Source organism: Archangium sp. (assembly GCF_045802675.1).
Taxonomy (GTDB): domain Bacteria; phylum Myxococcota; class Myxococcia; order Myxococcales; family Myxococcaceae; genus Archangium.
The window spans coordinates 1-23,818 of the sequence record NZ_JBJMQO010000100.1; the positions used below are offsets into that span (position 1 = coordinate 1).

Below are 23,818 nucleotides of genomic sequence, written 5' to 3' on the forward strand. Positions count from 1 at the left end.
ATCTCCGGATTGTGGGCCGGGTTCACCTCGCCGAGGTTGGCCGAGCGCAGCCTGCGCACCGTCCAGGTGGGCTGCACCTCCCGCTGCAGATCCGCCTTCAGCTCATCCAGCAGATTCTGGGCGAGCACCTCGCTGCCACGCACTCCGGTGAAGTTGTAGGAGCCATCCACGGGGTTGGGGCCGTAGACGTAGGCCTCGGTGCCCCGGACATTGCCGGTGGTGGAGGCATTGGTGTGCCAGGCGACGTAGACGGCGTCCTCTCCGTCCTCGTGCAACCAGGCCGCGAAGCGCGGACGAGAGGAGACGTCGTCGTTGCGCTCGTTGGAGAGCGCGTTGACCCCCGAGGGGGCGAACACCGAGGGCGGCGCGCCGCTGAACTGGGTGTGGTAGCGCGCGCACTCCTCGAAGCGGGGACGCGGCAGCACGCCGAGCGTCGCGTCCCCGATGGCGCCGCTGCCACCACCGAAGCGCACCGCGTCCAGCGACACGTTGCCCGGCTCCGCCGAGTCGTTGAGCGCCACCACCGAGGCCGTCTCGGGGTGCTGGCCCGCGCGGAAGTAGAAGCGGCCGAGCAGCAGCCACGTCCCGCCGTGGCGGCGCTGGTTCACCCGGAAGTGGCTCTCGCCGCCCGCGTGCTTCACCACGTAGTGCGCGTCCGGAACCCGGGCCGGGTACGCGCTGTAGGAGACGTACACGTGGTAGTAGCCATCCGCCGGAATCGAAGGCGTCCAGGTGGCGCTCGCGGTGGCCGTGGGCGCGGCCGTCATCAGCCGGTTGCCCCCCAGCTCGAAGGGCCGCACCGCGTTGCCCATGGGCACCGGCGGCGGACCCCAGCCCGCCAGCGTCGAGCCGGAGAAGAGCTCCGCCGGCCCCTGCTCCGCGTAGCCCGTGCCCCCGTTGTTGAGGATGACCATGTGCGGGTTGAGGTCCGCCTCGCGCACTGGAATCACCGTCGCGCCCGCGCCCATGAGCATCGGCAGCAGGTACTGGTTGAGCGTCTCGATGGAGATGAGATCCTCGACGACGTCGTTCGTGTTGCCGCGTTGGGTGGCCCACCGGCCCAGGGGCTCGCTGCGATAGAAGCCGTGCCCCGGGCTCAGGTAGATCGTTTTTCCCGACAGGGCGCCCGAGCGGATGCGCGTCTGCGGCACCCCCGAGAGCCCGGACACCCGGCCCCCGAGACGGTCCTCGCGCCGCACCAGGGCGGGCTCCGAGGGCCCCCACCGTGTCTCGTGGGGCCTCGGGCCGGGCAGCGGGACATAGACGGCACCGGGAGGCTCCAGGCCACAATCATTCGAGAAGGAAGCGTCCTCCTGGGCCCGGCTCGTGCCCGGCAGGCAGAGCAGCGAGACCAGCACCCAGGCGGCGGTACGGACGTGAGCAGGAAGGGCCATGAGGGGCCGGACGTTAGGCCCCGGCGCGAGGGCTGACCAATCAAACCGTGGGTGCCTGCCTGCTCTCCCGCTAACCTGTCCGTGATGAGTTCTCCAGCCCTGTCCCAGCCTCCGCCTCCCGAGCAGAAGCGCCCGCCCGCCTATGCGTCGCATGGCGGCTCCGGAATGCTCGCCTCCTTCCGCCACGCGTGGAACGGGCTCATCCACACCGCCGTCCACCAGCGCAACATGCGCGTCCACCTCGTCTCCGCCCTCCTCGTGGGCCTGGTGGGCAGCGGCATTCCGCTCGGGCTCGCGGAGAAGGTGACGCTCATCTTCTGCGTCCTCCTCATCTTCTTCGCCGAAATCCTCAACAGCGCGCTCGAGCACCTGGTGGACCTCGCCACCCGGCACTTCGACGAGAAGGCCCGCCTCACCAAGGACGCGGCCGCCGCGGGCGTGCTGGTGCTCGCCACCGGCACCGTCGTCATCTTCGCCGCCATCCTCGTGCACAACTGGGAGACGGTCGTCAGCAGCGGGCCTCAAATCGCCCGGCAGGTGGCGCTCGGTCTGCCGCTCGCCCTGTGCGTGGCGGTGCTGGTACTGCCCCAACCGCGCTCCGTCTGGGTGGACCGGGTGGCCTTCTTCGGAGGTGCGCTGCTGCTCGGGGCGCTCTCGCTGCGCACGGCCAGCTCCGTCTTCACCGCCATGGACGCGGGCCTGCTCGTCGTCGCCGGGGCCGCCGCCCGCCAGCGCCGCCGCGAGCGCGAGGGCCACCGGTAGGGCCCCCCGGCGGATTCCGGGCACAAAAAAACCGGCGCGAGGCCGGTTTCGGTTGCCACCTGGGGGGCGCTCGAGCCCCGGGACCTGCCCGGAACCCGGCTGCTCCCCGGGGACTCAGCCATTCTAGGGGCTCAGGCCTCCTGCCGGAAGTCCGGCCGGGCCTCCTGCGTCGGCTGGACGACGTTCTTGTCCACTCCCTTGAGGTCCTCCGTCACCAGGTCCAGCAGCTCGGTGGCCATGCCGATGATCTGCATGGGGGTGTAGCCGCTCGCGCGCAGCTGGTTGAAGAAGGTACGGGCGAGAATCTTGGTGCCCTGCTTGTCGGTGCTCAAGGACGTGTCCTCCGTAGGCGGTGGGACCGCGTAATCACTGGCGGTATCGTCTTCAACCCGCGTGCCACCCGTCGCCTTCCAAACGAATTCCCATTCGCATCGGGGTGTTGCGAGAATCAACGGCCTGACGGGGTTGTCCGGAGATGCGAAGGGGCCTTCGCACCCCACTCCCAGCCCAGGGGGGAGGCATGCGTGGGGTGCATCGTCAAGTTCGCACCCGGCCGCTTCCCAGGTGTTCAACAGCTTGCATTCAGGGGCTCGGACGGCGCAGATACGCGCCCCTTTCCCCGGCTTCAGGAGAAGAGCAGCGCATGGCGTATCGGGTGAACAACATCGGGCTGTGGTTGGACGAGCCGGAAGAGCTCCTCGGGCAGCGAGCGGCCGAGAAGCTCGGAGTCACTCGCTCGGACCTCGCGTCCGTGCGCGTGGTGCGCGCGGTGCTGGATGCGCGCAAGAAAGGCAGCCCCCGCTACATCTATACGCTGGAGGTGGAACTGGCCCCTGGCCGCGCGCCCAAGCGGCTGCCGCCGGACGTCAGTGAGACGCCGCCTCCTCCCGAGCCGCCCCAGCGCGTGAAGGAGCCGGAGCGCATGCCGCTCATCATCGGCACCGGGCCCGCGGGACTCTTCGCGGCGCTCGGCCTGCTGGAACGCGGCGTTCGCACCATCCTCATCGAGCGCGGCAAGGAAGTCGTGTCGCGGCGGAAAGATGTGGCGAAGCTGATGCGGGACGGCTCGTTGGACCCCGAGAGCAACATGAACTTCGGGGAGGGTGGGGCCGGCGCGTATACGGACGGCAAGCTGTCCACGCGCATCAACCACCCGATGGTGCGCAAGGTGATTGAGACGTTCGCCCGCTGCGGCGCGCCGGACCACATCCTCATCGAGGGCAAGCCGCACATCGGCTCGGACCTGCTGCCGGGGGCGGTGGCGAAGCTGCGGGACGACCTCATCGCCGGGGGCTGCCAGGTGCTCTTCGAGCACAAGGTGCAGGAGGTGCTCTACCGCGATGGCCGGGTGGCGGGCGTGAAGCTGTCGGACGGGCGCACGCTGGAGAGCGACCGGGTGGTGCTCGCCCCGGGCAACTCGGCGCGCGAGCTCTACGAGCGCTTCGCCGCGGACGGCCAGGTGGTCATCGAGCCCAAGCCCTTCGCGCTCGGCTTCCGCGCCGAGCACCCGCAGGGGCTCATCAACTCCATCCAGTACGGCAGCGCGGCGAAGAACCCGAAGCTGCCCCCGGCCGACTACAAGCTGGCGGAGAACCTGGACGTGGACGGCGAGGTGCGCGGCGTCTACTCGTTCTGCATGTGCCCGGGCGGCATCGTGGTGCCCACGCCCACGCAGGACGGGCTGCAGTGCACCAACGGCATGAGCAACTCGCGCCGCAACGCGAAGTACGCCAACGCGGGCATCGTCGTGACGGTGTCCGTGCAGGACTTCGAGCGCGAGGGCTTCCGTGGGCCGCTCGCGGGCCTGGAGTTCCAGCGCCACTGGGAGTCCAAGGCGTACGAGCTGGGCGGCGGGAAGTTCTACGCCCCCGCGCAGACGATTCCGGACTACCTCGCCGGGCGCGTGAAGAAGGAGCCGGGCGGGACGAGCTACCGGCCGGGGCTCGCCCATACGGATCTCAACAAGCTCTTCCCGCCGGGCCTCACCAGCTCGCTGAAGCAGGCGCTCAAGGCGTTCGACCGCAAGATGCGCGGCTTCATCAGCGACGAGGGCAAGCTCATCGGGATTGAGAGCCGGACGAGCTCCCCGGTGCGGATTACGCGCGGTGACGACTTGCAGTCGGTGTCGATGAAGGGGCTCTACCCCGCGGGCGAGGGCTGCGGCTACGCTGGCGGCATCGTCTCCTCGGCCATTGATGGGCTGCGAGTGGCTGAGCAGATTGCGACCGAGCTGTCCTGACAGAGCGCCGGGAGGGCACCATGAGCTACCGCGTACGTACGCCGGATGGAGAGCTGGGCTACCCCACGATGTTGGATGTGGAGCAGGCGTATACCCAGGGCCTGGTGGGGCCCGAGGACGAAGTGCTCGAGGACGGACACTCCACCTGGCGCAAGGCCTCGAGCATCCCGGTGCTCGCCCGGGCCAAACGCCCCTCGACGGGCCTCATGTCCCGGGCCCAGAAGGCGGGCGTCGTCGTCGCGGTGGTGCTGGGCTTCACCTCGCTGCGGCTCATCATGAAGGACGACTGGGGCCTCCGGGGCGCGGGCATCGTCCTGGCGCTGGCGATGAGCTCGGTGCTCATGTGGCTCACCGTCAGCGCCGTCCGGCGGCGGCCGGCCACCAGGCAGGACTGAGCCTCCCACGCCCTGTGAGCCCGGATTCCGTGCTCCGCCGCTCCTCACGGCCTGGCTACGACTCGCGTATGCGCGTGGACCAGTATCCGGGCCGCCTTCGCTCGTGCGCGTAGGCGACGATCACGACGGTTCCGCTTCGCTCGATGAACACAATCCAGAGCGGGAAAGGTGAGACTGGCATGCGCCGTGCTCCCGTCTGGACACCCGGGACGTGGGTTCCATGTTCCCCATCCGCGATGCGCTGGTAGGCAGCCTGGGCCTGCGCGAGCAACTCGAAGCCGAGGCCCGCCCCCTGCGCCTCGTACCACTCGGCCGCGGCCTGCAACTCCGCTTCGGCCTCGGGTTCGACGAGAATCCTCCGGCTCATTTCGAGCGGAGTCGGGAGGCGATCCGGGCGTGAACGTCCTGCCAGTCGTCACCCTTCGGCCCCTCGGCCTCGACGCGCCGTACACGGCGATCAATCTCCGCCGCCCACGCGGCTTCGGCGTCGGGCTCGGGTTCACCCTCCACGCTGGCGAGCAGCTCCGCCGCGACGCGAACACGCTCGGAGGTGGGCAGTTTGAGCGCTTCACTCAGAAGTTTTTCCGCTTGCTCGCTCATCGCACCCGCTCCGGCTCGTCGCTCAAGAACCTGCCGCACATCCCACGTGCCGCCTCTTGAAGTGTAGTGCTTCCGGAGCCCGGCAGCCACGCGCCTGCTCGTCAGGAGGTGCAGCCGTCTTCAGGCAGGCGTCGGCCGAAGCCGCCCTCCCCTCTCCCGCTCCCCTGCCCTCCAGGGGGGCACTCCCGCCCTCCCCGCACCCGTTCGCCGCCCGCCGCATGTTTCCCCCCATTGGAGGCACAGGCGCGGCATGGGGCTCGCGCCAGGGGGAGGACGGCCTTGCTCAATACCTATCTTTCCCGCGAGGCGGCGCGGCGGCTCAAGCACGGCGCCCCCTGGGTGCGCCGCGAGGACATCGTCTCGATGGAAGGCACGCCCTCCGTGGGCGAGGCCGTGCAGCTCCGGGACGAGGATGGACAGGTGCTGGGGCTCGCGGACGTGGACCTCGAGGCCTCCTACGCCGTGCGCCGGCTGGGGCTCCCGGACGAATCCGCCGAGGGCCTCATCCCCCGCCACGTGCGCCACGCCTTCGAGCGCCGCGCGCGCATGGTGGATGACCCGCGCTTCTGCCGCTCCATCAACGACGACGGCGACGCGCTCCCCGGCCTCATCGTGGACCGCTACGACACGCACCTCGTCGTGCAGACGCTCACGCGCGCCATGGACGCCCGCCTGCAGGAGATTACGCGCGCCCTCGTGGAGGTGAGCGGCGCCGAGTCCGTCCTGCTGCGCAACGACACCGCCCGGCGCCGGCAGCTCGGCCTGCCCATCCAGCGGCCCCACACGCTCTACGGCAACCCGCCCCGCTGGAGCCGCGTGCTGGAGCTGGGCGCCCGCTTCACCGTGGACCTCACCTACGGCCCCGGCGTGGGCTACCCGTATGATCAGCGGGAGCTGCGCCGCTTCATCGCCCGGCTCTCCCAGGGCGCGCGGGTGCTGGACCCGAGCTGCCACGTGGGAGGCCTCTTCGTGCACGCCGGCCGCCACGGCGCCCGCTCCATCCTCGCCTTCGACAGCGACGCGGACACGGCGGACCTCGCCCGGGAGAATGGCGAGGCCAACGGGCTGCTCGGACGGCTCCGGGTGGAGAGGGGGGACTCCCTCACCGTGCTGCGCGGGCTCCACGACACCTTCGACCTGGTGCTGCTGGACACCCCCGAGGCCACCTCCCCGGAGACCTTCATCGAGCAGGTGCGCCTGGGCCTGCGCGTCACCCGGCACGGCGGCGCGCTCGTCGTCGTGGGCTACCACCCGCCCCTGCTCATCGGCGGCTTCGATGACCTGGTGGCCGAGGCCTGCGAGCAGGAGGGGCGCATGGGCGTGAGACTCGCCCGGCTCGGCCTGCCGCCGGACCACCCCACCCTGGTGGGCTTCCCCGGCACCGACTACCTGTCGGCCATCGCCCTGGAGGCGAGCTGACGCGCTACTTCCGCGTCGAGTACTTGCGCACGGCCCGGAGCACGTCCGGCACGGACGTCTTGTTCGCCCGGTCGGCGATCCACTTGGGCAGCGAGCCCCCCGGGTCCGTGTAGAGGTAGTAGGTGACGAAGGTCTTCTTCCCCTCCTCGCGCGGCTCCAGCAGCCAATAGCCATTGTTGAGTTTCACACGCACCACGCCCTCCTTCTCGGGGGGCGCGCCCTGTGTCGTCACCGTCCAGGACGTCTTGAGGAAGCCCTTGCCCTCCTTCCAGTCCGAGTCGTCGACGATGCGGATGATGAAGTCGCGCTTGTCCACCAGCGGGGCGTTCACCAGGCAGTGGAAGACGATGACCTTCCCGTCCTGCTCCGAGGCCAGCACGCGGCTCTCCTCGGTATAGGGCATGGTCTTCGTGTAGTTGTTGTAGTCACGAATGACCCGCCAGACGTCCTGGGGAGGGGCATCCACGAGGGCGGTGGCCTTCACCTCGGAGACGGAGCCCCCTTCGGGAGTCCGGGCCTGGACGATGATGCCGTCGTCACGGGTCACCTGTTGCCAGGCCGGTTCAGCGGCACCAGTCAACAGGACGAGCAGGGAGAGAGTGGGCAGAAGGGACATGAACCCATCCTAACCGCCTGGGTGGTGGTAGTGTCCGCCCCCGCGTATGACGACCGATAATCCGTCCAATCCCTCCCCCAACGATTCCCCCGCCACCGGCGCCTCCGAGGAAATGGTGCGCAAGGTGTACGCGAAGGACCTGCGCGAGAAGGACTCCGTCAACACCGTCTTCCGCGTCACCAAGAAGGAACGCGTCACCGCGCGCAGCGGCAAGACGTTCCTCTCCGTGGTGCTCGTGGACAAGAGCGGCGAGATCGACGCCCGCGTCTTCGACAAGGTCGAGGAGCTCGAGCCCGCCTTCTCCACCGGTGACTTCGTGCTCGTGCGGGGCAATGTCATCGCCTTCCACGGCAAGCCCCAGGTGGTCATCGAGGCCGTCGAGAAGCTCGACCCCGGACCGTTGGATCCCCAGGAGTTCGAGCCCCCGGCGGCGCCCCCCGCCCGCGAGGAGCAGCCCGCCGCCAAGGCCGCCGCCCCCGCCCGCGAGGAGCGCCCGGGCCGAGAGGAGCGCCGCGAGAACCGCGAGGAGACCGCCCCGAAGACCGGCGGCGAGGGCCCCGGTGGCGCCCGCGCCGTGGGCCAGATTCGCGAGCTCATCACCGAGCGCGTGAACGACCCGAACGTGAAGGCCCTGCTGCTGGCCTTCCTGGACGATCCGCAGATTTCGGCGGGACTGCCGCACGCGCCGGCCGCCAAGGGCGTGCACCACGCCTACCGCGGCGGACTGGCGGACCACCTCCTGTCGGTGATGCGGCTCACCCTCCGCGTGGCGGACCACTACCCCATGGCGGACCGCGACCTGCTGATGGCCGGCGCCTTCCTCCACGACGTGATGAAGGTCGCGGAGATCTCCCCGGAGAAGGGCTTCGAGTATACCGACGAGGGCAAGCTCGTCGGCCACCTCGTGATGACGGCGCAGAAGATTCGCGAGAAGACGCTCTCCCTGCCCAACTTCCCGCCGCTGCTCGAGCAGCACCTCACGCACCTCGTGCTCGCGCACCACGGCCGGCTGGAGTACGGCTCGCCCAAGCTGCCGGTGACGCTCGAGGCGCACATCGTCCACGCCCTGGACTCGCTGGACTCGCGCATCGCCTCGTGGGTCGAGGCCATGCAGCGCGATCCCAACGAGAAGTGGACGGAGAACCTCAAGCTCTACGACCGCTCGCTCTGGAAGGGTCCGGTGCCCACCGTGCGCGGCCGGGCACCCGTGGAGGGCGGTGGCCGCCGCAAGGGCAAGGACAAGAAGCCCAAGGAGCGGCCGGAGAAGACGGCTGGCGCCCCCGCGGGCGAGACGCAGCGTCCCGAGCGCCCGGAGCGTCCCGAGCGGCAGGAGAAGCCGCGCGAGCCCCGGCCGCCGCGTGAGCCTCGGGAGCAGCGCGAGCCTCGGGAGCAGCGCGAGCCTCGGGAGCAGCGCGAGCCTCGGGAGCAGCGCGAGCCCAAGCCGCCCCGCGATCCGGTGAACGTGCCCAAGGAGCTGACCTTCAAACCCTTCAGCGTGTTGACGAAGACGGAGCCGCCCGGCAAGCCGGATGGGGGCTCCGACTCGGAAGGCTGAACATGGCGAAGAAACTCGGCGAGCGGCTGGTCGAGGCGGGACTCGTCACGAGCGAGTCCATCCAGAAGGCCCTGGAGCACCAGAAGATCACCGGCCACCGGCTGGGGGACTGCCTGGTGGAGATTGGCCTGCTCCAGGAGGCGGCACTGCTGCGCTTCCTGGCGGCCGAGTTCCAGACGCGCTTCGTCTCCGCGGAGAAGCTGGCCAAGGCCCGCATTCCCACGGAGGTGCTGGACAAGGTGCCGGTGCGGCTGGCGGAGGCCAACAACGTGCTTCCGCTCGCCATCGACCCGGAGCGCAAGCTGTTGTCGGTGGTGGCCGCCGAGCCGCAGAACAAGAAGCTGCTCGACGAGATCGCCCTGGTGACGGGCATGACCGAGGTCTACGCGTACGTGGGCCTGCGCAGCACCATCGCCGCCGCCATCCGCAAGCACTACTACGGGGACACCACGGCCTTCGCCTCGCTGGAGGTGGTGACCGCTCAGACTCGGGCGGATGTGTCCACCATGGCCACCGCCTACGAGAGCACCGCGGGGGCCACCATGCCGAGGGCGAGCCTCCAGCTGCGGCTCGACACGGACAACCGGCTGCGTCCGGTGCGCCCGGGTCAGGCCGCCCGGCCCAACACCTCGCGCAGCGACGTCCTGCTGGGCTCGCGCGGCTCGGTGACGGACAAGGACTACATCGAGACGCTCAACATCCTCGTCACGATGCAGGAGCGGGATCGCAAGCACCACCGGGGCCACTCGGCGCAGGTGTCGAGGCAGGCGGCGCTCGTGGCGCGGTACCTGGGCATGGCGCCCAAGGACGTGGCGGCGGTGGCCATCGCGGGCTTCCTGCACGACCTGGGCAAGCCGGCGGACCGGCACTTCTGCGTGGCCAGCAACGCGGTGAACCCGGAGTGGCTGGCCGACGCCAAGCGCTACTGCCGCGTGCCGGTGAAGCTCTTCGAGTCGGTGAACCTGCCCCTGCAGGTGAACACCATGCTCGCGCAGATGTACGAGGCCTATGACGGCTCGGGGACGCCCCAGGGGGCCAAGGGCGACGACATCACCCTGGGCGCGCGCGTCCTGGCGGCGGTGGACAGCTACCTGGAGCTGACGAAGAACCCGGCCAACGCGCTCGGGAAGGTGCTGACCAAGGAGCAGGCGCTCGAGCACCTGCGCGAGCACTCGGGCAAGCTGTACGATCCGCTGGTGGCGGACATCGTCCTGCGAGTGCAGAGCGGCGAGCTGCTGCGCCAGCGCATCGCCAACGACGGGCGGCAGATCCTCGTCGTGGAGCCGGAGGAAGGCACGCGCACGGACCTGCTCGAGTCCACGCAGAAGCAGGGGCTGGTGGTGCACGCGCTCGCGCTGCTGGACGGGGCGTACGACGCGCTGAGGTACCAGGACTGCGACGTGCTGGTGGTGGGGCTGAAGTTCGGGCTGGAGGAGGTGCTGGCCCTGCTGCAGGCGGTGCGAGCCTCTCCGGAGCACGCGGGCCTGCCGGTGGTGGTGCTCGGAGACCCGGACCCCGGCACGCGCGAGCGGCTGATGATGGGCGGCGCCACGGCGGTGCTGGCTCCCGCGGACCCGGACGCGGCGGCGAAGACGATCCGCACCCTGTACGACGACCGCATCCAGAACAACGGCCCGGCGCGCCAGGTGCGCGGGAGCCTGGACGAGATGCCCGCGCCGGAGCTGCTCAAGCTGCTGGGGACGGGAAGGAAGTCCGGGCGGCTCTACCTCAAGCACCACGTGCACGAGGGCTACCTGCACCTGGAGCAGGGACAGCTCGTCTATGCCACCGTCGCGGGACAGAGCGGCGAGCAGGCCATGCAGACGCTGCTGGGCTTCCCGCAGGCCGACTTCCGCTACGACCCGGACGCGCTCCTGCTGGACATGCCGCAGATGAGCAAGGACCTGGAGCAGCTGGCCCAACAGGTCGCGGCGCGCAGGCCGTCGATCTCCACGGCCGCGGTGTAGCCACACGCGCGGACTTGACCCTCACGTCACGTGAGGGTGCATCCTGTGCGGCATGGACCTGAACGAACGGCGGCAGCTCGAGTCCGAAGGCTGGCTGCTGCTCCCGGGCGTGCTGTCCGCGACAGAGCTCGCGGCGATGCACTCCGCCTGGGAGGGGCTCGCCGCCTCCCTGCCCAACGAGGGCGCCAACACGAACTGGGGGCCCCACCTCGATACAGAGCCCGCCTTCGCCGTCTGCCAGACGCATCCTCGCGTCATGGCCGCGGTGGGCGCGCTGCTCGAGGACGACGTCCACGTGCGCTGGGTGCACGGCCGCGCGCCGCCTCGCGGCCACGGGCGCCAGGGGCTCCATGTCGACTGGGGCACCCCCACCCCTCCCGAGCGCCAGCTCCTCGCCAATGCGTTCTGGGTGCTCGATGACATGGCCCGGGACAATGGCGCCACGCGCATCGTGCCCGGGAGCCACCGCTGGGCCCGCGTCCCTCGCGGCGCGTACGCCCAACCCCAGGCCGTCCACCCCGGCGAGCGGTTGCTCGAGGCCCGCGCGGGAGACGTCATCGTCTTCAGCGCCCATGTCTGGCATGCCGGCTCGAGCAACGAGTCCGGGCGCCGCCGCCGCGTGGTGCTCGCGCAGTTCGGCCGCCGCGAGCTCGCCTCGTTCACTCCGGGCACCTACTAAGCGCGCGCCGCGTCCAGCAGCCCTTCGAGCGATTCGGGGTACGCTCTGACCGCACCCAAAGGGGGGAGAACATGCGGTGGGCTCGCGAGTGGATGGCTGTGTTTGCTCTGTGCTGTGCGGCAACGGCGTTGGCCGGGGAGCCGCCACCGGACGCAAGGCTGCAGGAAGCCCAGAAAGCCTATGACGAGGCGAAGACGCTCGACGCGGCGGGCAAGTACGCCGAGGCCATGGCGCGAGGCGAACAGGCGCTCGCACTGCGGGAAGCGGTACTCGGGGGCACGCATCCCGAAGTCGCCAACTGTCTGAACCTGCTCGGCAAGTTACACGGGCTTCAGGGAGACCTCGAAGGGGGCACGCAACTGTTTCAACGTGCACTCGCCATTCGGGAGAAGGCCCTCGGCGCGACTCATCCCGACGTCGCCTCCTCGCTCAACGGCCTCGCCCTCCTCTACTCAGACCAGGGGAAGTACGCTCAGGCCGAGCCGCTCTACCAGCGCGCGCTCGCCATTCGGGAAGCAGCCCTCGGCAAGAACCATCCCGATGTCGCCTCCTTGCTCAACAACCTCGCCAACCTCTACCACGAGCAGGGGCTGTACGACCGGGCTCAACCGCTCTACGAGCGCGTGCTCGCCCTCCGGGAAGAAACCCTCGGCAAGAACCATCTCCGCGTCGCCGGCTCGCTCAACAACCTCGCCCTCCTCTACGTGAAACAGGGATTGTACGACCGGGCCGAATCGCTCCACCAACGCGCGCTCACCATCCGGGAAGTGGCCCTCGGCAAGAACCATCCCGACGTCGCCCAATCCCTCAACAACCTCGCCATCGTCTACTCGAGGCAGGGATTGTACGGCCGGGCCGGGCCGCTCCTGGAGCGCGCGCTCGCCATCTGGGAAGCGGCCCTGGGCAAGAACCATCCCGACGTCGCCGATGCGCTCCACAACCTCGCCCACCTCTACGAGAGACAGGGAATGTACGACCGGGCCGAGCCGCTCTACCAACGCGCGATCGCCATTCAGGAAGCGGCCCTGGGCAAGAACCATCCCCACGTCGCCGATTCGCTCCACAACCTCGCCAACCTCTACGTGATACAGGGAATGTACGACCGGGCCGAGTCGCTCTTCCAACGCGCGCTGGCCATCAAGGAAGAGTCCTTCGGCAAGAACAATCCCCAGGTCGCCCCCACGCTCGGCGACCTCGCCAGCCTCTACTGGAGGCAGGGGTTGTACGACCGGGCCGAGCCGCTCTACCAACGCGCGATCGCCATTGAGGAAGAGTCCCTCGGCAAGAGCCATCCCGAGCTGGCCCTTTCACTCCACAACCTCGCCAACGTCTACGTGGAACGGGGGATGTATGGCCAGGCCGAGCCGCTCTACCAGCGCGCGCTCGCCATCTGGGAAGCGGCCCTGGGCAAGAACCATCCCGACGTCGCCGACGCGATCAACAGTCTCGCCCTCCTCTACTGGAAGCAGGGGCAGTACGGCCGGGCCGAGCCGCTCTACCGGCGCGCGCTCACCATTCGCGAAGCGGCCCTCGACAAGAACCATCCCTACATCGCCGATTCGCTCAACAACCTCGCCGCACTCGGGCTGGCCCGGCATCGCCTCGGCGCGGCCCTTCCGCTGTTCACACGCGCCTTCTCCGCGTCCGAGCAGCGCCTGCGTCAGGAGGCACTCGGCTTCTCCGAGGCGCGCCTGGCCAGCCTGCTCCAACTCCTGCGCGCCGAGGAGGAACGCCTCTATGCGCTGCTGCGCCAGCATCCAGACAACGCCCAGGTGAGACGCCTGGCCCTGAGCGCCGTCCTGCTCCTCAAGGGCCGCTCGGTGGAAGAGACGGCCGACATCTCCCGCGCGGTCTACCAGAGCCTGGGCACGGAGGAGGGCGACACCTTCGAGCGGTTGCGCGGGCTGCGCACCCAACTGGCCGAGCTCTCGTACCAGGGCCCTGGCTCGCTCACACCGGCGGCCCATCAACGACAGCTCCAGGAGCTCGCCGAGCGGGGAGATGCCCTCGAAGCCGAGCTCGCGAGGCGCTCCGCCCCCCTGCGCGCGCGGACCGCATTGCCGTCTCCCGCGGACATCGTCGACCGCGTCGCCCGGGCCCTCCCCAAGGACGGTGCCCTTGTCGAATTCATCACCTACGTGGACCGCCCCCTCGTGCCCGGGCCCGGTACTCCTCCCGAGCCACGGCAGCGCTACCTGGCGCTGGTGCTCTTCCCCGACGCCACCACGCGCGCCCTCGATCTGGGCCCCGCCGAGCCCATCGACTCGGCCGCCTCACTCCTGCGCGTGGCCCTCGCCAACCGGGACGCCGCCTTCCAGGCTCACGCCCAGGCGCTCTACCGGCTCGCCTTCCAACCCCTGCTTCCGCTGCTGGGGAAGACGCGCCGTCTCTTCCTCTCTCCGGATGGTCAGCTGGCCCTGGTGCCCTTCGATGCCCTGCATGACGGCCAGCGCTACCTCGTGGATGCCTTCGACTTCACCTCCCTCACCTCCGGCAAGGACCTGCTGCCGCGCCCCCAGGAGGCAGCCCCCGCGGCCTCCGTAGTCGTCCTCGCCGACCCGGACTTCAGCGCTCCGCTCCAGCCCTCCGCCCCTCCCGCGGACGGGGCGTCAGCGCCGACCAGACGCTCCACCTCGCTCGAGCGCTTCTTCTCCACACTGAGTGAGGAGCCGGTGCAGCGGGCCTGGCACCCCACTCCCCTGCCCGGCACCCGCCGGGAGGCCGAGGCCATTCAGCGGCTGCTTCCCCAGGCCCAGCTCTTCCTGGGCGCGGAGGCCACCAAGCAGCGCCTGCTGCACCTGGGCACGCCCGGCATCCTCCACCTGGCCACCCACGGCTTCTTCCTGGAGGACGCCCCCACGCCCGAGGGCGCTCGCGGCGTCGGCCATTTCGGTGCTCTGGGCGAGAGCTCCGCCGCCCCGCGCCCCGCGGAGCCCCTGCTGCGCTCCGGCCTGCTCCTCGCCGGAGCGGGCGCACCAGCGTCCTCCACCCGCGGAGCCACCCCGCCCTCGTCCGACAACGCGCTGGTCACGGCCCTGGAGCTGGCGGGCCTCGACCTGTGGGGCACCCAGCTGGTGGTGCTGTCCGCCTGTGACACCGGCCGGGGCGACGTCAAGCTGGGACAAGGGGTGTATGGGCTGCGCCGGGCCTTCCTCGTGGCGGGAGCGGAGACCGTGGTGACGAGTCTCTGGAAGGTGGACGACGAGACGACGAGCACGTTGATGGAGGCCTACTACCGCAACCTGCTCGCGGGACAGGGGCGCTCGACGGCGCTGCGCGAGGCCATGCGTGCGCTCCGGGAGACCCGGCCCCATCCCCACTACTGGGCGCCTTTCATTGCCCTGGGCCGGGACACGCCCCTCCAGGGGCTCGCGCCCGACTCCCAGAGCGTCAGTCCGCGTTGAGGGCGACCACGGTGAAGCCGAACAGCGCCGCCGCGTTGGCCGTGGTCACCTCGGCCACCTTTTCGACGGAGACGCCCTTCAGCTTGGCGACCTTCTTCGCCGTCTCCACCACGTACGAGGGCTCGTTCTTCTTCCCCCGGTACGGCACCGGCGCCAGGTACGGGCTGTCCGTCTCCACCATCAGCCGCTCCAGCGGGGCGAAACGCACCGCGTCCTGGAGCGCCTCGGTCTTCTTGTAGGTGACCACTCCGGACAGCGACAGCATGAAGCCCAGGTCCAGGTAGCGCCGGGCCGCGTCCGTGTCCCCGGTGAAGCAGTGGATGACGCCCCGGTTCACGCCCTCCTCTTTCAGGATGGCCTCGCAGTCGTCATGCGCGTCGCGCACGTGCACCACGAGCGGCTTGCCCAACCGCTTCGCCAGCGCGCACTGCCACCGGAACACCCGCGCCTGCTCCTCCCGGGGCGAGTGGTCGTAGTAGTAGTCGAGTCCCGCCTCGCCCACGGCGTGAATCTCCGGGCGCGCGCACGTGCGCTCCAGGTGCTCCAGGTCCGCCGCGGTGGCCCGGGCCGCCTCGTGCGGATGAATCCCCAGCGTCGGCGTGAGGAACTCTGGATGGGCGGCGGCGACCTCCAGGGCGATGCCCCAGTCTCCGGGGCCCTGGAACTGGCCGACGATGACGGCATGCACCAGCCCGGCGGCGCGCGCGCGCTCCAGCGCGGCATTCACATACGCCGTGTCGGCGCGATCGAAGTGGCAGTGCGAATCAACCAGCCTCATGGCATCTCCTGGATGAGCTCGGAGAGCTCGGCACGGGCCTCCTGGGAGAACGCGGGCAACACCGCGCGCACCCGCTCCCGGCCCTCGGGAATGCCGAGCAGCCACAAGCCCTCGGCGGCATCGAGCCGGTAGTCCTCGGGGACTCCAGGCTCATCGAGCAGCGACAGCAGCCACGGCAGGGCCTTCGGGTCTCCCAACCGCCCCAGGCCTCGCGCCGCCGCTCCCCGGCAGTTGTCCTTCTTGTCGTCGAGGATGGCGCGCAACCGCTCGAGCGCGCCGTCCGCCTTCACCTCGCCACACAGCTCCACGGCGAGGGCCCGGTCCTGGGCCCAGTTCCACCGCCGCCGCTCCGTGCGTTTGACGAGCCAGCCCGCGCCCTCGGAGTCGCCCAGCTTCGCGAGCACTCCGGCCGCCTGGGTCTTGTCGAAGGCGGGCAGCAACCAGCGGCGGAACAGGCGCTGCACGGCGGGCAGCGCGCGCACATCCCCCAGCTCGGCGAGCGCCCCGAGCGCACGGAAGCGCATCAGGTCCTCGTCGAGCGCCTGCACGAGCACCTCCAGTCCCGAGGGGTGCTTGAGCGAGGCCATGCCGCGAGCGGCCTCGAAGCGGACCTCGAAGACGGGGTCCTCGAGGGCCCGGGCCAGCGTCCCGCGGCAATCCGGCCGGGACAGGTCGGCAAGGCGCCCAGCGGCCTCCACCCGCACGAGACTCTCCTCATCGGCGAGCCGCGCGGCGAGGAAGCCCGGCAGCTCGTCGGCGGGGAGCACCGCGGTGGCCATGCCCACGGCCATGCGGCGCACGGCCACCTGAGGATCGGCGAGCAACCGCGTGAGCGCCTCGGACAGCTCGGGCGCGCGAGAAGCATCCTCGGCGGCCAGATGGAAGAGCAACTCCGCCGCCTCGGTGCGTTTGGCCGGGTCCCTCTCCCGCTCGAGGGCGAGGAGGGCCCGGTCCCGTTCGGCCCGCCAGTCGTCCGTCACGCTCACTTCACCTCGGAGCCGGGAGGCATGTCACCCGGATCCAACAGGGACAGGTCCTTGCCACCGGGTCCCGCGGTCAGAATCATCCCGCGCGACTCGATGCCCCGCAGCATGCGCGGCTTGAGGTTGGCCACCACCACCACCTTGCGGCCCTGCACCTGCTCGGGCTGGTAGGCCTCGGCGATGCCGGAGCAGATGGTGCGCGGCTGCGCCTCACCCAAGTCCACCGTGAGCTTCAGCAGCTTGTCCGCCTTCGGCACGCGCTCGGCGGCGAGCACCTTGCCCACCCGGAGCACCACCTTGCCGAAGTCGCCAATCTCGATCTCCCCCGGTGCGGCGGCCTCGGCGGGCTTCGCCTCGGGAGCCCTGGCCTCGGCGGCGGGCTTGGGCTCGGCGGCCTTCTTCTCGCCCTTCCCTTCCTTCTTGCCCTCCTTGGCCGGCTCGGCGGCGGCGGCCGGAGTCTGGCCGAGGATGGCGTTGACGCGCTCCTCCTCCAGACGGGGCAGGAGCGGCTCGGGGGTGCCCACGGGCCGGCTGCGGTCGAGCAGCGGGTAGCGCGCGGTGGCGAGCGCCTCGAAGGTGAGCGCCGGCGCGTTGAGCTGCGCGAAGAGCTTCTCCGTCACGCGCGGAATGACCGGCGTGAGCAGCGCGCCCAGCAGGTAGGCCACCTCGGCGGCGTCGCTCAGGTCGGCGCGAGCGGCCTCGGGGTCGGTCTTCACCTTGGCCCAGGGCGCCGCGGTCTGGAGGAAGCCGTTCGCGGACTGGGAGATGTCCGTGATGATGCGGATGGCGTTGCGGTACTCGAGCTTCTCGAAGGCCTCGCGGACCTCGGGAACGCGGGCGAGTGCCGCCTCCACCAGCGCCTTGCCGGGACCCTCCTTCGTGGCGGGAGCGAGCCGCTTCTCCAGCGCGGCTCCCGCGAGCATGGACAGGCTGCGGTTGGCGAGGTTGCCGATGTTGTTCACCAGCTCCCCGTTCACCCGGAGGCGGAAGTCCTTGAGGCTCAGATCGAGGTCCTCGATGCCCGAGCCCAGCGAGGCCGCGTAGAAGTAGCGCAGGTAGCTCGGATCCAGGTGCTCCAGGTAGGAGCGCACGGGGATGAGCGTGCCGCGGCTCTTGCTCATCTTCTCGCCGTTGACGGTGAGATGGCCGTGGACCTTCACGCTCTCGGGCTGCTTGAGGCCGGCCACCTTGAGCACGGCGGGCCAGAAGAGCGCGTGGAAGTAGACGATGTCCTTGCCGATGAAGTGGATGATGCGCGCGTCGCTGTTCTCGGCCCAGTAGTCCAGGGCGCTCTTCGCCTTGCCCGTCGTCTGCGCCCACTTCTCCGTGGTGGCGATGTACCCGATGGGGGCGTCCAGCCAGACGTAGAAGTACTTGTCCGTCTCGCCCGGGATGGAGAAGCCGAAGTACGGCCCGTCGCGGCTGATGTCCCAGTCGGCCAGACCCGCCTCGAAGAAACCCTGGAGCTGGGTGGCCAGACCCTGGTTGACGAAGCCGGGCTTGCGCAGCGTGTCCTTGAGGAAGTCCGCGTGGCGCGACAGCTTGAAGAACAGGTGCACGGACTTGCGGCGCACCGGCGGCGTGCCGCACAGGGCGCAGCGCGGCTCGATGAGGTCCGTGGGGGCGTAGGCCTTGCCGCACTTCTCGCAGGCGTCACCGTACTGGTCGGCGGCCTTGCAGTTGGGACAGGTGCCCTTGATGAAGCGGTCCGGCAGGAAGCGCTTGTCCGTCTCGCAGTAGGCCTGCTCGATGTCGCGCTTCTCGATGTCGCCGTGCTCCTTCAGCTTGCCGTAGATGTACTCGGCGTAGTGCTTGTTCTCCGGCGAGTTGGTCGAGTGGAAGTAGTCCACGCTGACGCCGAGGTCGCGGAAGTCCGCCTGGTGCGAGTCGTACCAGCGGGCGACGAAGTCCTCGGGCTTGAGGCCCTGCTTCGCGGCGTTGATCTCGATGGGAGTGCCGTGGGTGTCGTCCGCGCAGAAGTAGACGACGTCCTTGCCGCAGGAGCGCAGGAAGCGCACGAAGATGTCGGTCTGGACGTACTCGACGGCGTGGCCGATGTGGATGGGGCCGTTGGCATACGGCAGCGCGCTGGTGACGAGGATTCTCTCCGCCATGGGTTCTCCTGAGGGGGGGCGGACATTAGCCGCTCGGTGGGCTCCGGTCATCGGGAATGAAAGTACGCGCGGAGTGCACCGGGGCCTCGGAGCTATTATCGACCCCACACGATGTGCACCATCGCCATCCTCCGCCACGCCCACCCCGACTACCCGCTCCTGCTCGCCGCCAATCGGGATGAGCTCTACGCCCGCCCGGCCGCCGGTCCCCACGTCCTGTCGCTCTCGCCCCGAATCGTCGGTGGCCGGGACCTGGAGCGTCAGGGGACGTGGATGGGGGTCACGGACGGCGGTTTCTTCGTCGGACTGACGAACCAGCGGGGTGCGGCGAACCTGACGCGGGCCCCTCGCTCCAGGGGAGAGGTCGTAATGTGCGCCCTCCAGACTGGCAGCGTGGAGGGAGTCGAGCGCTACCTCGCGGGCCTGGACCCTCGGGAGTACAACCCCTTCAACCTGCTCTACGGGGACGCCGTGAAACTCCGGGTGGCGTATGCCCGCCCGGATGCCGAGCGCATGTGGAAGGAGGACGTGCCGCCGGGCGTTCATGTGCTCCCCAACGACGTGCTCGACTCCCCGGCGCTGCCCAAGGTGGCGAGGGCCCGGAAGCTGGCGGAGAAGGCGGCCCGGAAGCCCTGGTCCGAGGCCGTCCAGGCCCTCCAGGCGCTGCTGGCGGACCACCTGCTGCCCGAGCGTGCACCGGAGCTCCTCCCCGACGAGGAGGGCCTTCCTGAGCTGCGCGAGCGCATGCGGCAGTACCAGGCGCTGTGCATCCACACGCCGGAGTATGGGACGCGCTCGTCGGCCCTCGTCGCGCTCGAGCCCGGGCGCGTGGCGCATTACCTGACGGCCGACGCGGCGCCATGTCAGGAGCCGTATCGAGACGTCACACACCTGCTCCACGACCGCTGACGTCGGCCGCCAGAGCCACGGTCTACCTCCCCAACTTGCCCCCCGGGCACGGGGCGGTCCCTAATAGGGACCCACACTCCGAAATGGAGGGAGGTGTCATGAGCAACAGCGTACGCAAATACGGGCATGCGGTGGTCATCGGCGGCAGCATGGCCGGGCTGGTGAATGCCCGCGTGCTGGCGGACTACTTCGACAAGGTGACGGTGCTCGACCGGGACGAGCGTCCCGAGGGACCGCAGCCGCGCAAGGGCGCCCCGCAGGGCCAGCACGTCCACGTGTTGCTCGAGGCCGGCAAGCGGGTGCTGGAGGAGCTCTTCCCCGGGCTGACGCGGGACATGCAGAGCGAGGGCATCAACGTCATCGACTCGAGCCGGGACTTCGCCTGGCAGCACTTCGGCGTGTGGAAGGTGCGCGCCGAGTGCGGCATTGAAACGGTGCTGTGCACCCGCCCCTATCTGGAGTGGACGGTGTTCCAGCGGGTGAAGGCGCTGCCGAACGTGCACTTCCGCGAGCGCGTCACCGTCGAGGAGCTGAGCACGGACGCGGCGAAGCAGCGCGTCACCGGGGTGAAGCTCAAGGGCCCGGACGGCGAGGAGACGGTGGAGGCGGATCTGGTGGTGGACACGAGCGGCCGCGGCACGCGCGCGCCGCGGTGGCTGGAGGAGCTGGGCTACGGCCAGCCCGAGGAGGAGAAGGTCGGCATCGACCTGGCGTACACGAGCCGGTACTACAAGCGTCCCGCGAGCTTCAAGGACGAGTGGAAGCTGCTGGTGCAGTACCCGCGCTCGCCGGACGGATGGCGGGCGGGGTTCATCTCCAACGTGGAGGGGGACCGGTGGATCGTCAGCATGAACGGGTACTTCGGCGACCACGCGCCCACGGATGACCAGGGCTTCCTGGAGTTCGCCCGCTCGCTGCCGAGGCCCGGCGTCTACGACTACATCCAGGACGCCGAGCCGCTGTCGGCGCCCGTCACGCACAAGATTCCGACGAGCCGGTGGCTGCACTACGAGCGGCTGCCCCGCTTCCCGGATCGCCTCATCGTCTCGGGCGACGCGGTGTGCTCCTTCAACCCCATCTTCGGCCAGGGCATGACGACGGCCAGCCTGGGCGCGAAGCTGCTCGGAGAGCTCATCCGCGACCGCGGGCTGAGTACGTCCGGAGGGCTCACCGGGATAGCGGAGCAGTTCCGGCGCAAGCTGCCGGGCGTCATCCGCATCCCCTGGTTCATGACGTCCATCATGGACATGCACTACCCGCAGGCCACGGGCTCGCGGCCTCCGGGCGTGGGCGTCATGCACTGGTTCCTCGGCCGGCTCATCGAGCTGACCTCGGTGGACGCGGACGTCTACCACCAGTTCCTGCGCGTGCTGCACATGCGCGACGGCCTGGAGTCGTTCCTGCAGCCGGGGACGGCGCTGTCGGTGCTCGCCTACGGGGCCAAGAGCCTGTTCGTCCCCCTGCCCGAGCGCGCGAACGTGGACCGCATGCCCCGCGTGTAGAGGCGGAAGGGGCCCGGTGTCAGGATTTTCCGGGCCCTTTCGTCCCTGAGTTCAGCTGCCCGGCCGAGGAGGCCGAACACGCCTTGGTAAATCGTCTGAAAAACGATCGCGGTTCAAATCCGCCCTGACCTGGATGGGTCACCCAAACCAACGGCTTCTTCACTCGGGCAGCACTTCTTCCCTCTTCCCCCCGGCGACGGGCGCTACGCCGTCAGCCGCTCGAGCGACTGCGCCGCATCCAGCGCGCGCTGGAGGTCCGCCCAGAGGTCCTCGGGGTTCTCCAGGCCCACGCGCCGCCTTCCCACCGCCCGACAGCTCGAACGAGAGCAGGCACCCCGGTCCGCGCATCTGCCGGCCCACGAGCCCCTCGGGATCGCCGCTCGCGAGCCCCGGGTACCAGACGCGGGACACGGCCGCATGCGAGGCGAGGCGCTCGGCGAGGAACCAGGCGCCCCGCTGTGCCTCACGCACGCGGATGGGGAGCGTCGCGAGACCGCGGTGCAGCATGTAGCCCGCCTCGGGGTGGAGCACGCCACCCCAAGCGGCGTACTCGAAAATCGTCCCGATGAGGCCTCCGCCGGGGCACGGAATGGAAGTCCGGAACCGGGGGTTACCTCCCCAGCCGCCAGTCACGGGGGGCACTTTTCGGAGATATTCGGAGAGTGTCCCCTAGGCACGCGCCTCGAAACGTGACACACGGCAATGGCCGCCCCACAAGGGAGTGGCCGCCGGCCTCAACTCAGTGAGACCGGACACGAAAGAAGACAAGTAAATGGCGACTGGTACCGTGAAGTGGTTCAACGACGCGAAGGGCTTTGGCTTCATCACGCAGGAGGGCGGGGGCGAGGACCTCTTCTGCCACCACAGCGCGATCCAGGCCAACGGCTTCCGCACCCTGGCCGAGGGCCAGAAGGTGGAGTTCGACGTGGCCCGCGGCCCCAAGGGTCTGCAGGCGCAGAACGTCCGCCCCGTCTAAGACGCGTCGGCAGGAACCGGAACCGGCCCAGTCTCCTCGCGAGGTTGGGCCGTTTTCATTTGGATGATGGACACCGGGCACGTCGAGATGACATCTCGGGCCGCGGTGATTAAATCTGAGGCCCTCTGCGCTCCGACCCGAGTCGGTGCCGTGAGGGGGCAGGGGGCCGATCGGCCGCCCGGTCCATCGGCGAGCGCTCGTGCTCGTGCATCAGGACTGTCAGCACAGGCCCGGTCTCGAGGGGAGACGGGCCTCTCTCACACTCTCTCCCTTGGAGTCTTATGACCGTCACATTCAACAAGCGACAGAAGGAGCGGGCTCGTCAGGAGCGCAATCAGGACAAGGAGGCCAAGCGCGAGGAGCGCAAGCGCCTCAAGGCCGAGCGCCCCACCCCCACGGACGGGGTGGATCCTGACATCGCGCACATCGTCCCAGGGCCCCAGGCGCCCCTGGAGCAGTGAGCACGGCCGTCAGGCGCTCCCGCAGACAGTCCAGAGCAGCCGCTCGATGACGAGCTTGCCGCTCGCCGAGGACTTGAGCGCCAGGTCGGCATCGGCGCACGCCACCAGCGCGTCGAGTAGTTCGCGCCGCTTGTAGCGTGCCGCCCCTTGCATCGCGAGGAAGGCCGCGTACGGATGAGGGGCCTTGCCCTTCGCCGCCTTGGCCTCCTCTTCCACCTTCGGGAACACACGGGACTTGAAGTCCGGGAACGAGCGCGGCAATGCGCCTCCGGCGAACTTCTCCAGCCGCTCGTGGTTCTCCAGCATGCCGCGCGTGACGGAAGCCACCGCGCCCAGCAGCTGCAGCCCGTGCACCCCCTGCCCCATCGCGTCCAGCGTGTAGTCCAGCGCCGCCTTCAGGTTGCGGTTCTGGAGGGCCTCGGACAGCTCGAAGAACTCCTCCTCGCGCGTGTGGGCCACCAGCATCGCCACGTCCGCGGCTTCGATGACCGAGCCCTCCGCGTACGTCGCCAGCTTCTCCAGCTCCGACTGCAGCAGCCGCACGTTGCCGCCGATGCGCTCCTTGAGCTGCTCCGCCGCACCCTTGCCCAGCTTCTTCTTGAAGGGCCGCAGGAACTCCTGGGCGAGCGGCTCTATCTCGAAGTCCTTGTGGCGCGCCGCCACCTTGCGCTCCACCACGCGGCCCTTGTCCGCCGCGAGCTTCACCAGCGGATTCTTCGCGTCCACCTCCGAGGCCGCCAGCACCAGCGCATGCCCCGTCGGCACGCCCTTCTGGAACAGCTCCAGCAGCGCGCTCGCGTCACCCTCGGGCGCGGAGATGCGCTCCTCGCGGCAGAACGTGGCCACCTCCTTGAGGAAGGCCAGGTCGGCCTCGGCGAGCTCCACGTTCAGCTCGTCCTTCCAGTCGTCCACCGACGGCGCCCCGCGCGCGCTCGGGTCGAGCTGATCCACGCCCCACCCCGCCGGAGCTCGAACCGGCCTTTCTCGGCTTCACGGAAGCGGATCTGGACTGCCAGATCACCAGCGACACCCTGCCCTACCATGGTGCGCTGACGGTCCGGCAAA

Annotated in this window: 19 protein-coding genes and 3 pseudogenes; 12 read left to right on the forward strand and 10 right to left on the reverse strand. The window is 69.7% G+C overall.

Annotation, left to right across the window (positions count from 1 at the left end):
• A pseudogene (locus tag ACJ8AN_RS28700) lies at nt 1-1,394 on the reverse strand (N-acetylmuramoyl-L-alanine amidase); the annotation flags it as partial.
• Between the two features lie 84 nt (nt 1,395-1,478).
• Between ACJ8AN_RS28700 and ACJ8AN_RS28705 the strand changes: the two are divergent.
• Nucleotides 1,479-2,156 (forward strand): diacylglycerol kinase family protein, encoded by a 678-nt coding sequence (locus ACJ8AN_RS28705; RefSeq protein ID WP_407758689.1) that lies wholly within the window; start codon nt 1,479-1,481, stop codon nt 2,154-2,156.
• A 131-nt stretch (nt 2,157-2,287) separates the two neighbouring features.
• On the opposite strand, the gene ACJ8AN_RS28710 is transcribed toward ACJ8AN_RS28705, so the two are convergent.
• Nucleotides 2,288-2,488: a hypothetical protein gene (locus tag ACJ8AN_RS28710; RefSeq protein ID WP_407758690.1), complete on the reverse strand. Its 201-nt coding sequence runs from the start codon at nt 2,486-2,488 to the stop codon at nt 2,288-2,290.
• A gap of 311 nt (nt 2,489-2,799) precedes the next feature.
• Between ACJ8AN_RS28710 and ACJ8AN_RS28715 the strand changes: the two genes are divergently transcribed.
• Entirely contained in the window at nt 2,800-4,395 is a 1,596-nt protein-coding gene (locus ACJ8AN_RS28715) for an NAD(P)/FAD-dependent oxidoreductase (protein WP_407758691.1), read from the forward strand.
• Between the two features lie 20 nt (nt 4,396-4,415).
• Nucleotides 4,416-4,790, forward strand: a complete 375-nt coding sequence (locus ACJ8AN_RS28720; RefSeq protein ID WP_407758692.1) for a hypothetical protein — start codon at nt 4,416-4,418, stop codon at nt 4,788-4,790.
• A gap of 55 nt (nt 4,791-4,845) precedes the next feature.
• Here the strand turns inward: ACJ8AN_RS28720 and ACJ8AN_RS28725 are convergent, their stop codons facing one another.
• On the reverse strand, nt 4,846-5,157 hold the full coding sequence (locus ACJ8AN_RS28725; RefSeq protein ID WP_407758693.1) for a hypothetical protein: 312 nt from the start codon (nt 5,155-5,157) through the stop codon (nt 4,846-4,848).
• Nucleotides 5,154-5,390 (reverse strand): addiction module protein, encoded by a 237-nt coding sequence (locus ACJ8AN_RS28730; protein WP_407758694.1) that lies wholly within the window; start codon nt 5,388-5,390, stop codon nt 5,154-5,156. Before ACJ8AN_RS28730 ends, ACJ8AN_RS28725 begins: the two co-directional genes overlap by 4 nt.
• A gap of 279 nt (nt 5,391-5,669) precedes the next feature.
• Between ACJ8AN_RS28730 and ACJ8AN_RS28735 the strand changes: the two genes are divergently transcribed.
• On the forward strand, nt 5,670-6,809 hold the full coding sequence (locus ACJ8AN_RS28735; RefSeq protein ID WP_407758695.1) for a class I SAM-dependent rRNA methyltransferase: 1,140 nt from the start codon (nt 5,670-5,672) through the stop codon (nt 6,807-6,809).
• 4 nt (nt 6,810-6,813) lie between these two features.
• Here the strand turns inward: ACJ8AN_RS28735 and ACJ8AN_RS28740 are convergent, their stop codons facing one another.
• On the reverse strand, nt 6,814-7,425 hold the full coding sequence (locus ACJ8AN_RS28740) for an START domain-containing protein (RefSeq protein WP_407758696.1): 612 nt from the start codon (nt 7,423-7,425) through the stop codon (nt 6,814-6,816).
• Nucleotides 7,426-7,471: 46 nt separating this feature from the next.
• Here ACJ8AN_RS28740 and ACJ8AN_RS28745 point away from each other — a divergent pair, with 46 nt between their 5' ends.
• The 4 genes from ACJ8AN_RS28745 to ACJ8AN_RS28760 all read left to right on the forward strand — a co-directional run bounded on the left by ACJ8AN_RS28745 (nt 7,472) and on the right by ACJ8AN_RS28760 (nt 15,030).
• Complete coding sequence (locus ACJ8AN_RS28745) at nt 7,472-8,980, forward strand: 3'-5' exoribonuclease YhaM family protein (RefSeq protein ID WP_407758697.1); 1,509 nt, start codon at nt 7,472-7,474, stop codon at nt 8,978-8,980.
• Between the two features lie 2 nt (nt 8,981-8,982).
• Entirely contained in the window at nt 8,983-10,947 is a 1,965-nt protein-coding gene (locus tag ACJ8AN_RS28750; protein ID WP_407758698.1) for an HD domain-containing phosphohydrolase, read from the forward strand.
• Nucleotides 10,948-10,999: 52 nt separating this feature from the next.
• A complete protein-coding gene (locus tag ACJ8AN_RS28755) occupies nt 11,000-11,626 on the forward strand; it encodes a phytanoyl-CoA dioxygenase family protein (protein WP_407758699.1) in 627 nt (208 codons plus the stop codon).
• A 92-nt stretch (nt 11,627-11,718) separates the two neighbouring features.
• Nucleotides 11,719-15,030: a tetratricopeptide repeat protein gene (locus tag ACJ8AN_RS28760; protein WP_407758700.1), complete on the forward strand. Its 3,312-nt coding sequence runs from the start codon at nt 11,719-11,721 to the stop codon at nt 15,028-15,030.
• On the opposite strand, the gene ACJ8AN_RS28765 is transcribed toward ACJ8AN_RS28760, so the two are convergent.
• The 3 genes from ACJ8AN_RS28765 to metG are packed head-to-tail and all read right to left on the reverse strand — an operon-like array spanning nt 15,017 to nt 18,905.
• Entirely contained in the window at nt 15,017-15,808 is a 792-nt protein-coding gene (locus ACJ8AN_RS28765; protein ID WP_407758701.1) for a TatD family hydrolase, read from the reverse strand. The genes ACJ8AN_RS28760 and ACJ8AN_RS28765 overlap by 14 nt on opposite strands.
• Nucleotides 15,805-16,788: a HEAT repeat domain-containing protein gene (locus ACJ8AN_RS28770; RefSeq protein ID WP_407758702.1), complete on the reverse strand. Its 984-nt coding sequence runs from the start codon at nt 16,786-16,788 to the stop codon at nt 15,805-15,807. Before ACJ8AN_RS28770 ends, ACJ8AN_RS28765 begins: the two co-directional genes overlap by 4 nt.
• Before the next feature lie 2 nt (nt 16,789-16,790).
• A complete protein-coding gene (metG, locus tag ACJ8AN_RS28775) occupies nt 16,791-18,905 on the reverse strand; it encodes a methionine--tRNA ligase (protein ID WP_407758703.1) in 2,115 nt (704 codons plus the stop codon).
• 111 nt (nt 18,906-19,016) lie between these two features.
• On the opposite strand from metG, the gene ACJ8AN_RS28780 reads away from it, so the two are divergent.
• A complete protein-coding gene (locus ACJ8AN_RS28780) occupies nt 19,017-19,814 on the forward strand; it encodes an NRDE family protein (protein ID WP_407758704.1) in 798 nt (265 codons plus the stop codon).
• 98 nt (nt 19,815-19,912) lie between these two features.
• On the forward strand, nt 19,913-21,316 hold the full coding sequence (locus tag ACJ8AN_RS28785; protein WP_407758705.1) for an NAD(P)/FAD-dependent oxidoreductase: 1,404 nt from the start codon (nt 19,913-19,915) through the stop codon (nt 21,314-21,316).
• 360 nt (nt 21,317-21,676) lie between these two features.
• Here the strand turns inward: ACJ8AN_RS28785 and ACJ8AN_RS28790 are convergent.
• Nucleotides 21,677-21,823 (reverse strand): annotated as a pseudogene (locus tag ACJ8AN_RS28790) (PLP-dependent transferase); the annotation flags it as partial.
• Between the two features lie 265 nt (nt 21,824-22,088).
• Between ACJ8AN_RS28790 and ACJ8AN_RS28795 the strand changes: the two are divergent.
• Entirely contained in the window at nt 22,089-22,292 is a 204-nt protein-coding gene (locus tag ACJ8AN_RS28795; RefSeq protein WP_407758706.1) for a cold-shock protein, read from the forward strand.
• 281 nt (nt 22,293-22,573) lie between these two features.
• On the forward strand, nt 22,574-22,753 hold the full coding sequence (locus ACJ8AN_RS28800; protein ID WP_407758707.1) for a hypothetical protein: 180 nt from the start codon (nt 22,574-22,576) through the stop codon (nt 22,751-22,753).
• A 9-nt stretch (nt 22,754-22,762) separates the two neighbouring features.
• Here the strand turns inward: ACJ8AN_RS28800 and holA are convergent.
• A pseudogene (gene holA, locus ACJ8AN_RS28805) lies at nt 22,763-23,722 on the reverse strand (DNA polymerase III subunit delta); the annotation flags it as partial.
• Nucleotides 23,723-23,818: the final 96 nt, after the last annotated feature.

Excerpts from the sequence above, each read along its gene's own strand:
- ACJ8AN_RS28705 (WP_407758689.1), top strand. The coding sequence starts at position 1,479 with ATGAGTTCTCCAGCCCTGTCCCAGCCTCCGCCTCCCGAGCAGAAGCGC.
- ACJ8AN_RS28715 (WP_407758691.1), top strand. The coding sequence starts at position 2,800 with ATGGCGTATCGGGTGAACAACATCGGGCTGTGGTTGGACGAGCCGGAA.
- ACJ8AN_RS28720 (WP_407758692.1), top strand. The coding sequence starts at position 4,416 with ATGAGCTACCGCGTACGTACGCCGGATGGAGAGCTGGGCTACCCCACG.
- ACJ8AN_RS28725 (WP_407758693.1), bottom strand. The coding sequence starts at position 5,157 with ATGAGCCGGAGGATTCTCGTCGAACCCGAGGCCGAAGCGGAGTTGCAG.
- ACJ8AN_RS28730 (WP_407758694.1), bottom strand. The coding sequence starts at position 5,390 with ATGAGCGAGCAAGCGGAAAAACTTCTGAGTGAAGCGCTCAAACTGCCC.
- ACJ8AN_RS28740 (WP_407758696.1), bottom strand. The coding sequence starts at position 7,425 with ATGTCCCTTCTGCCCACTCTCTCCCTGCTCGTCCTGTTGACTGGTGCC.
- ACJ8AN_RS28745 (WP_407758697.1), top strand. The coding sequence starts at position 7,472 with ATGACGACCGATAATCCGTCCAATCCCTCCCCCAACGATTCCCCCGCC.
- ACJ8AN_RS28750 (WP_407758698.1), top strand. The coding sequence starts at position 8,983 with ATGGCGAAGAAACTCGGCGAGCGGCTGGTCGAGGCGGGACTCGTCACG.
- ACJ8AN_RS28755 (WP_407758699.1), top strand. The coding sequence starts at position 11,000 with ATGGACCTGAACGAACGGCGGCAGCTCGAGTCCGAAGGCTGGCTGCTG.
- ACJ8AN_RS28760 (WP_407758700.1), top strand. The coding sequence starts at position 11,719 with ATGGCTGTGTTTGCTCTGTGCTGTGCGGCAACGGCGTTGGCCGGGGAG.
- ACJ8AN_RS28765 (WP_407758701.1), bottom strand. The coding sequence starts at position 15,808 with ATGAGGCTGGTTGATTCGCACTGCCACTTCGATCGCGCCGACACGGCG.
- metG (WP_407758703.1), bottom strand. The coding sequence starts at position 18,905 with ATGGCGGAGAGAATCCTCGTCACCAGCGCGCTGCCGTATGCCAACGGC.
- ACJ8AN_RS28780 (WP_407758704.1), top strand. The coding sequence starts at position 19,017 with ATGTGCACCATCGCCATCCTCCGCCACGCCCACCCCGACTACCCGCTC.
- ACJ8AN_RS28785 (WP_407758705.1), top strand. The coding sequence starts at position 19,913 with ATGAGCAACAGCGTACGCAAATACGGGCATGCGGTGGTCATCGGCGGC.
- ACJ8AN_RS28795 (WP_407758706.1), top strand. The coding sequence starts at position 22,089 with ATGGCGACTGGTACCGTGAAGTGGTTCAACGACGCGAAGGGCTTTGGC.
- ACJ8AN_RS28800 (WP_407758707.1), top strand. The coding sequence starts at position 22,574 with ATGACCGTCACATTCAACAAGCGACAGAAGGAGCGGGCTCGTCAGGAG.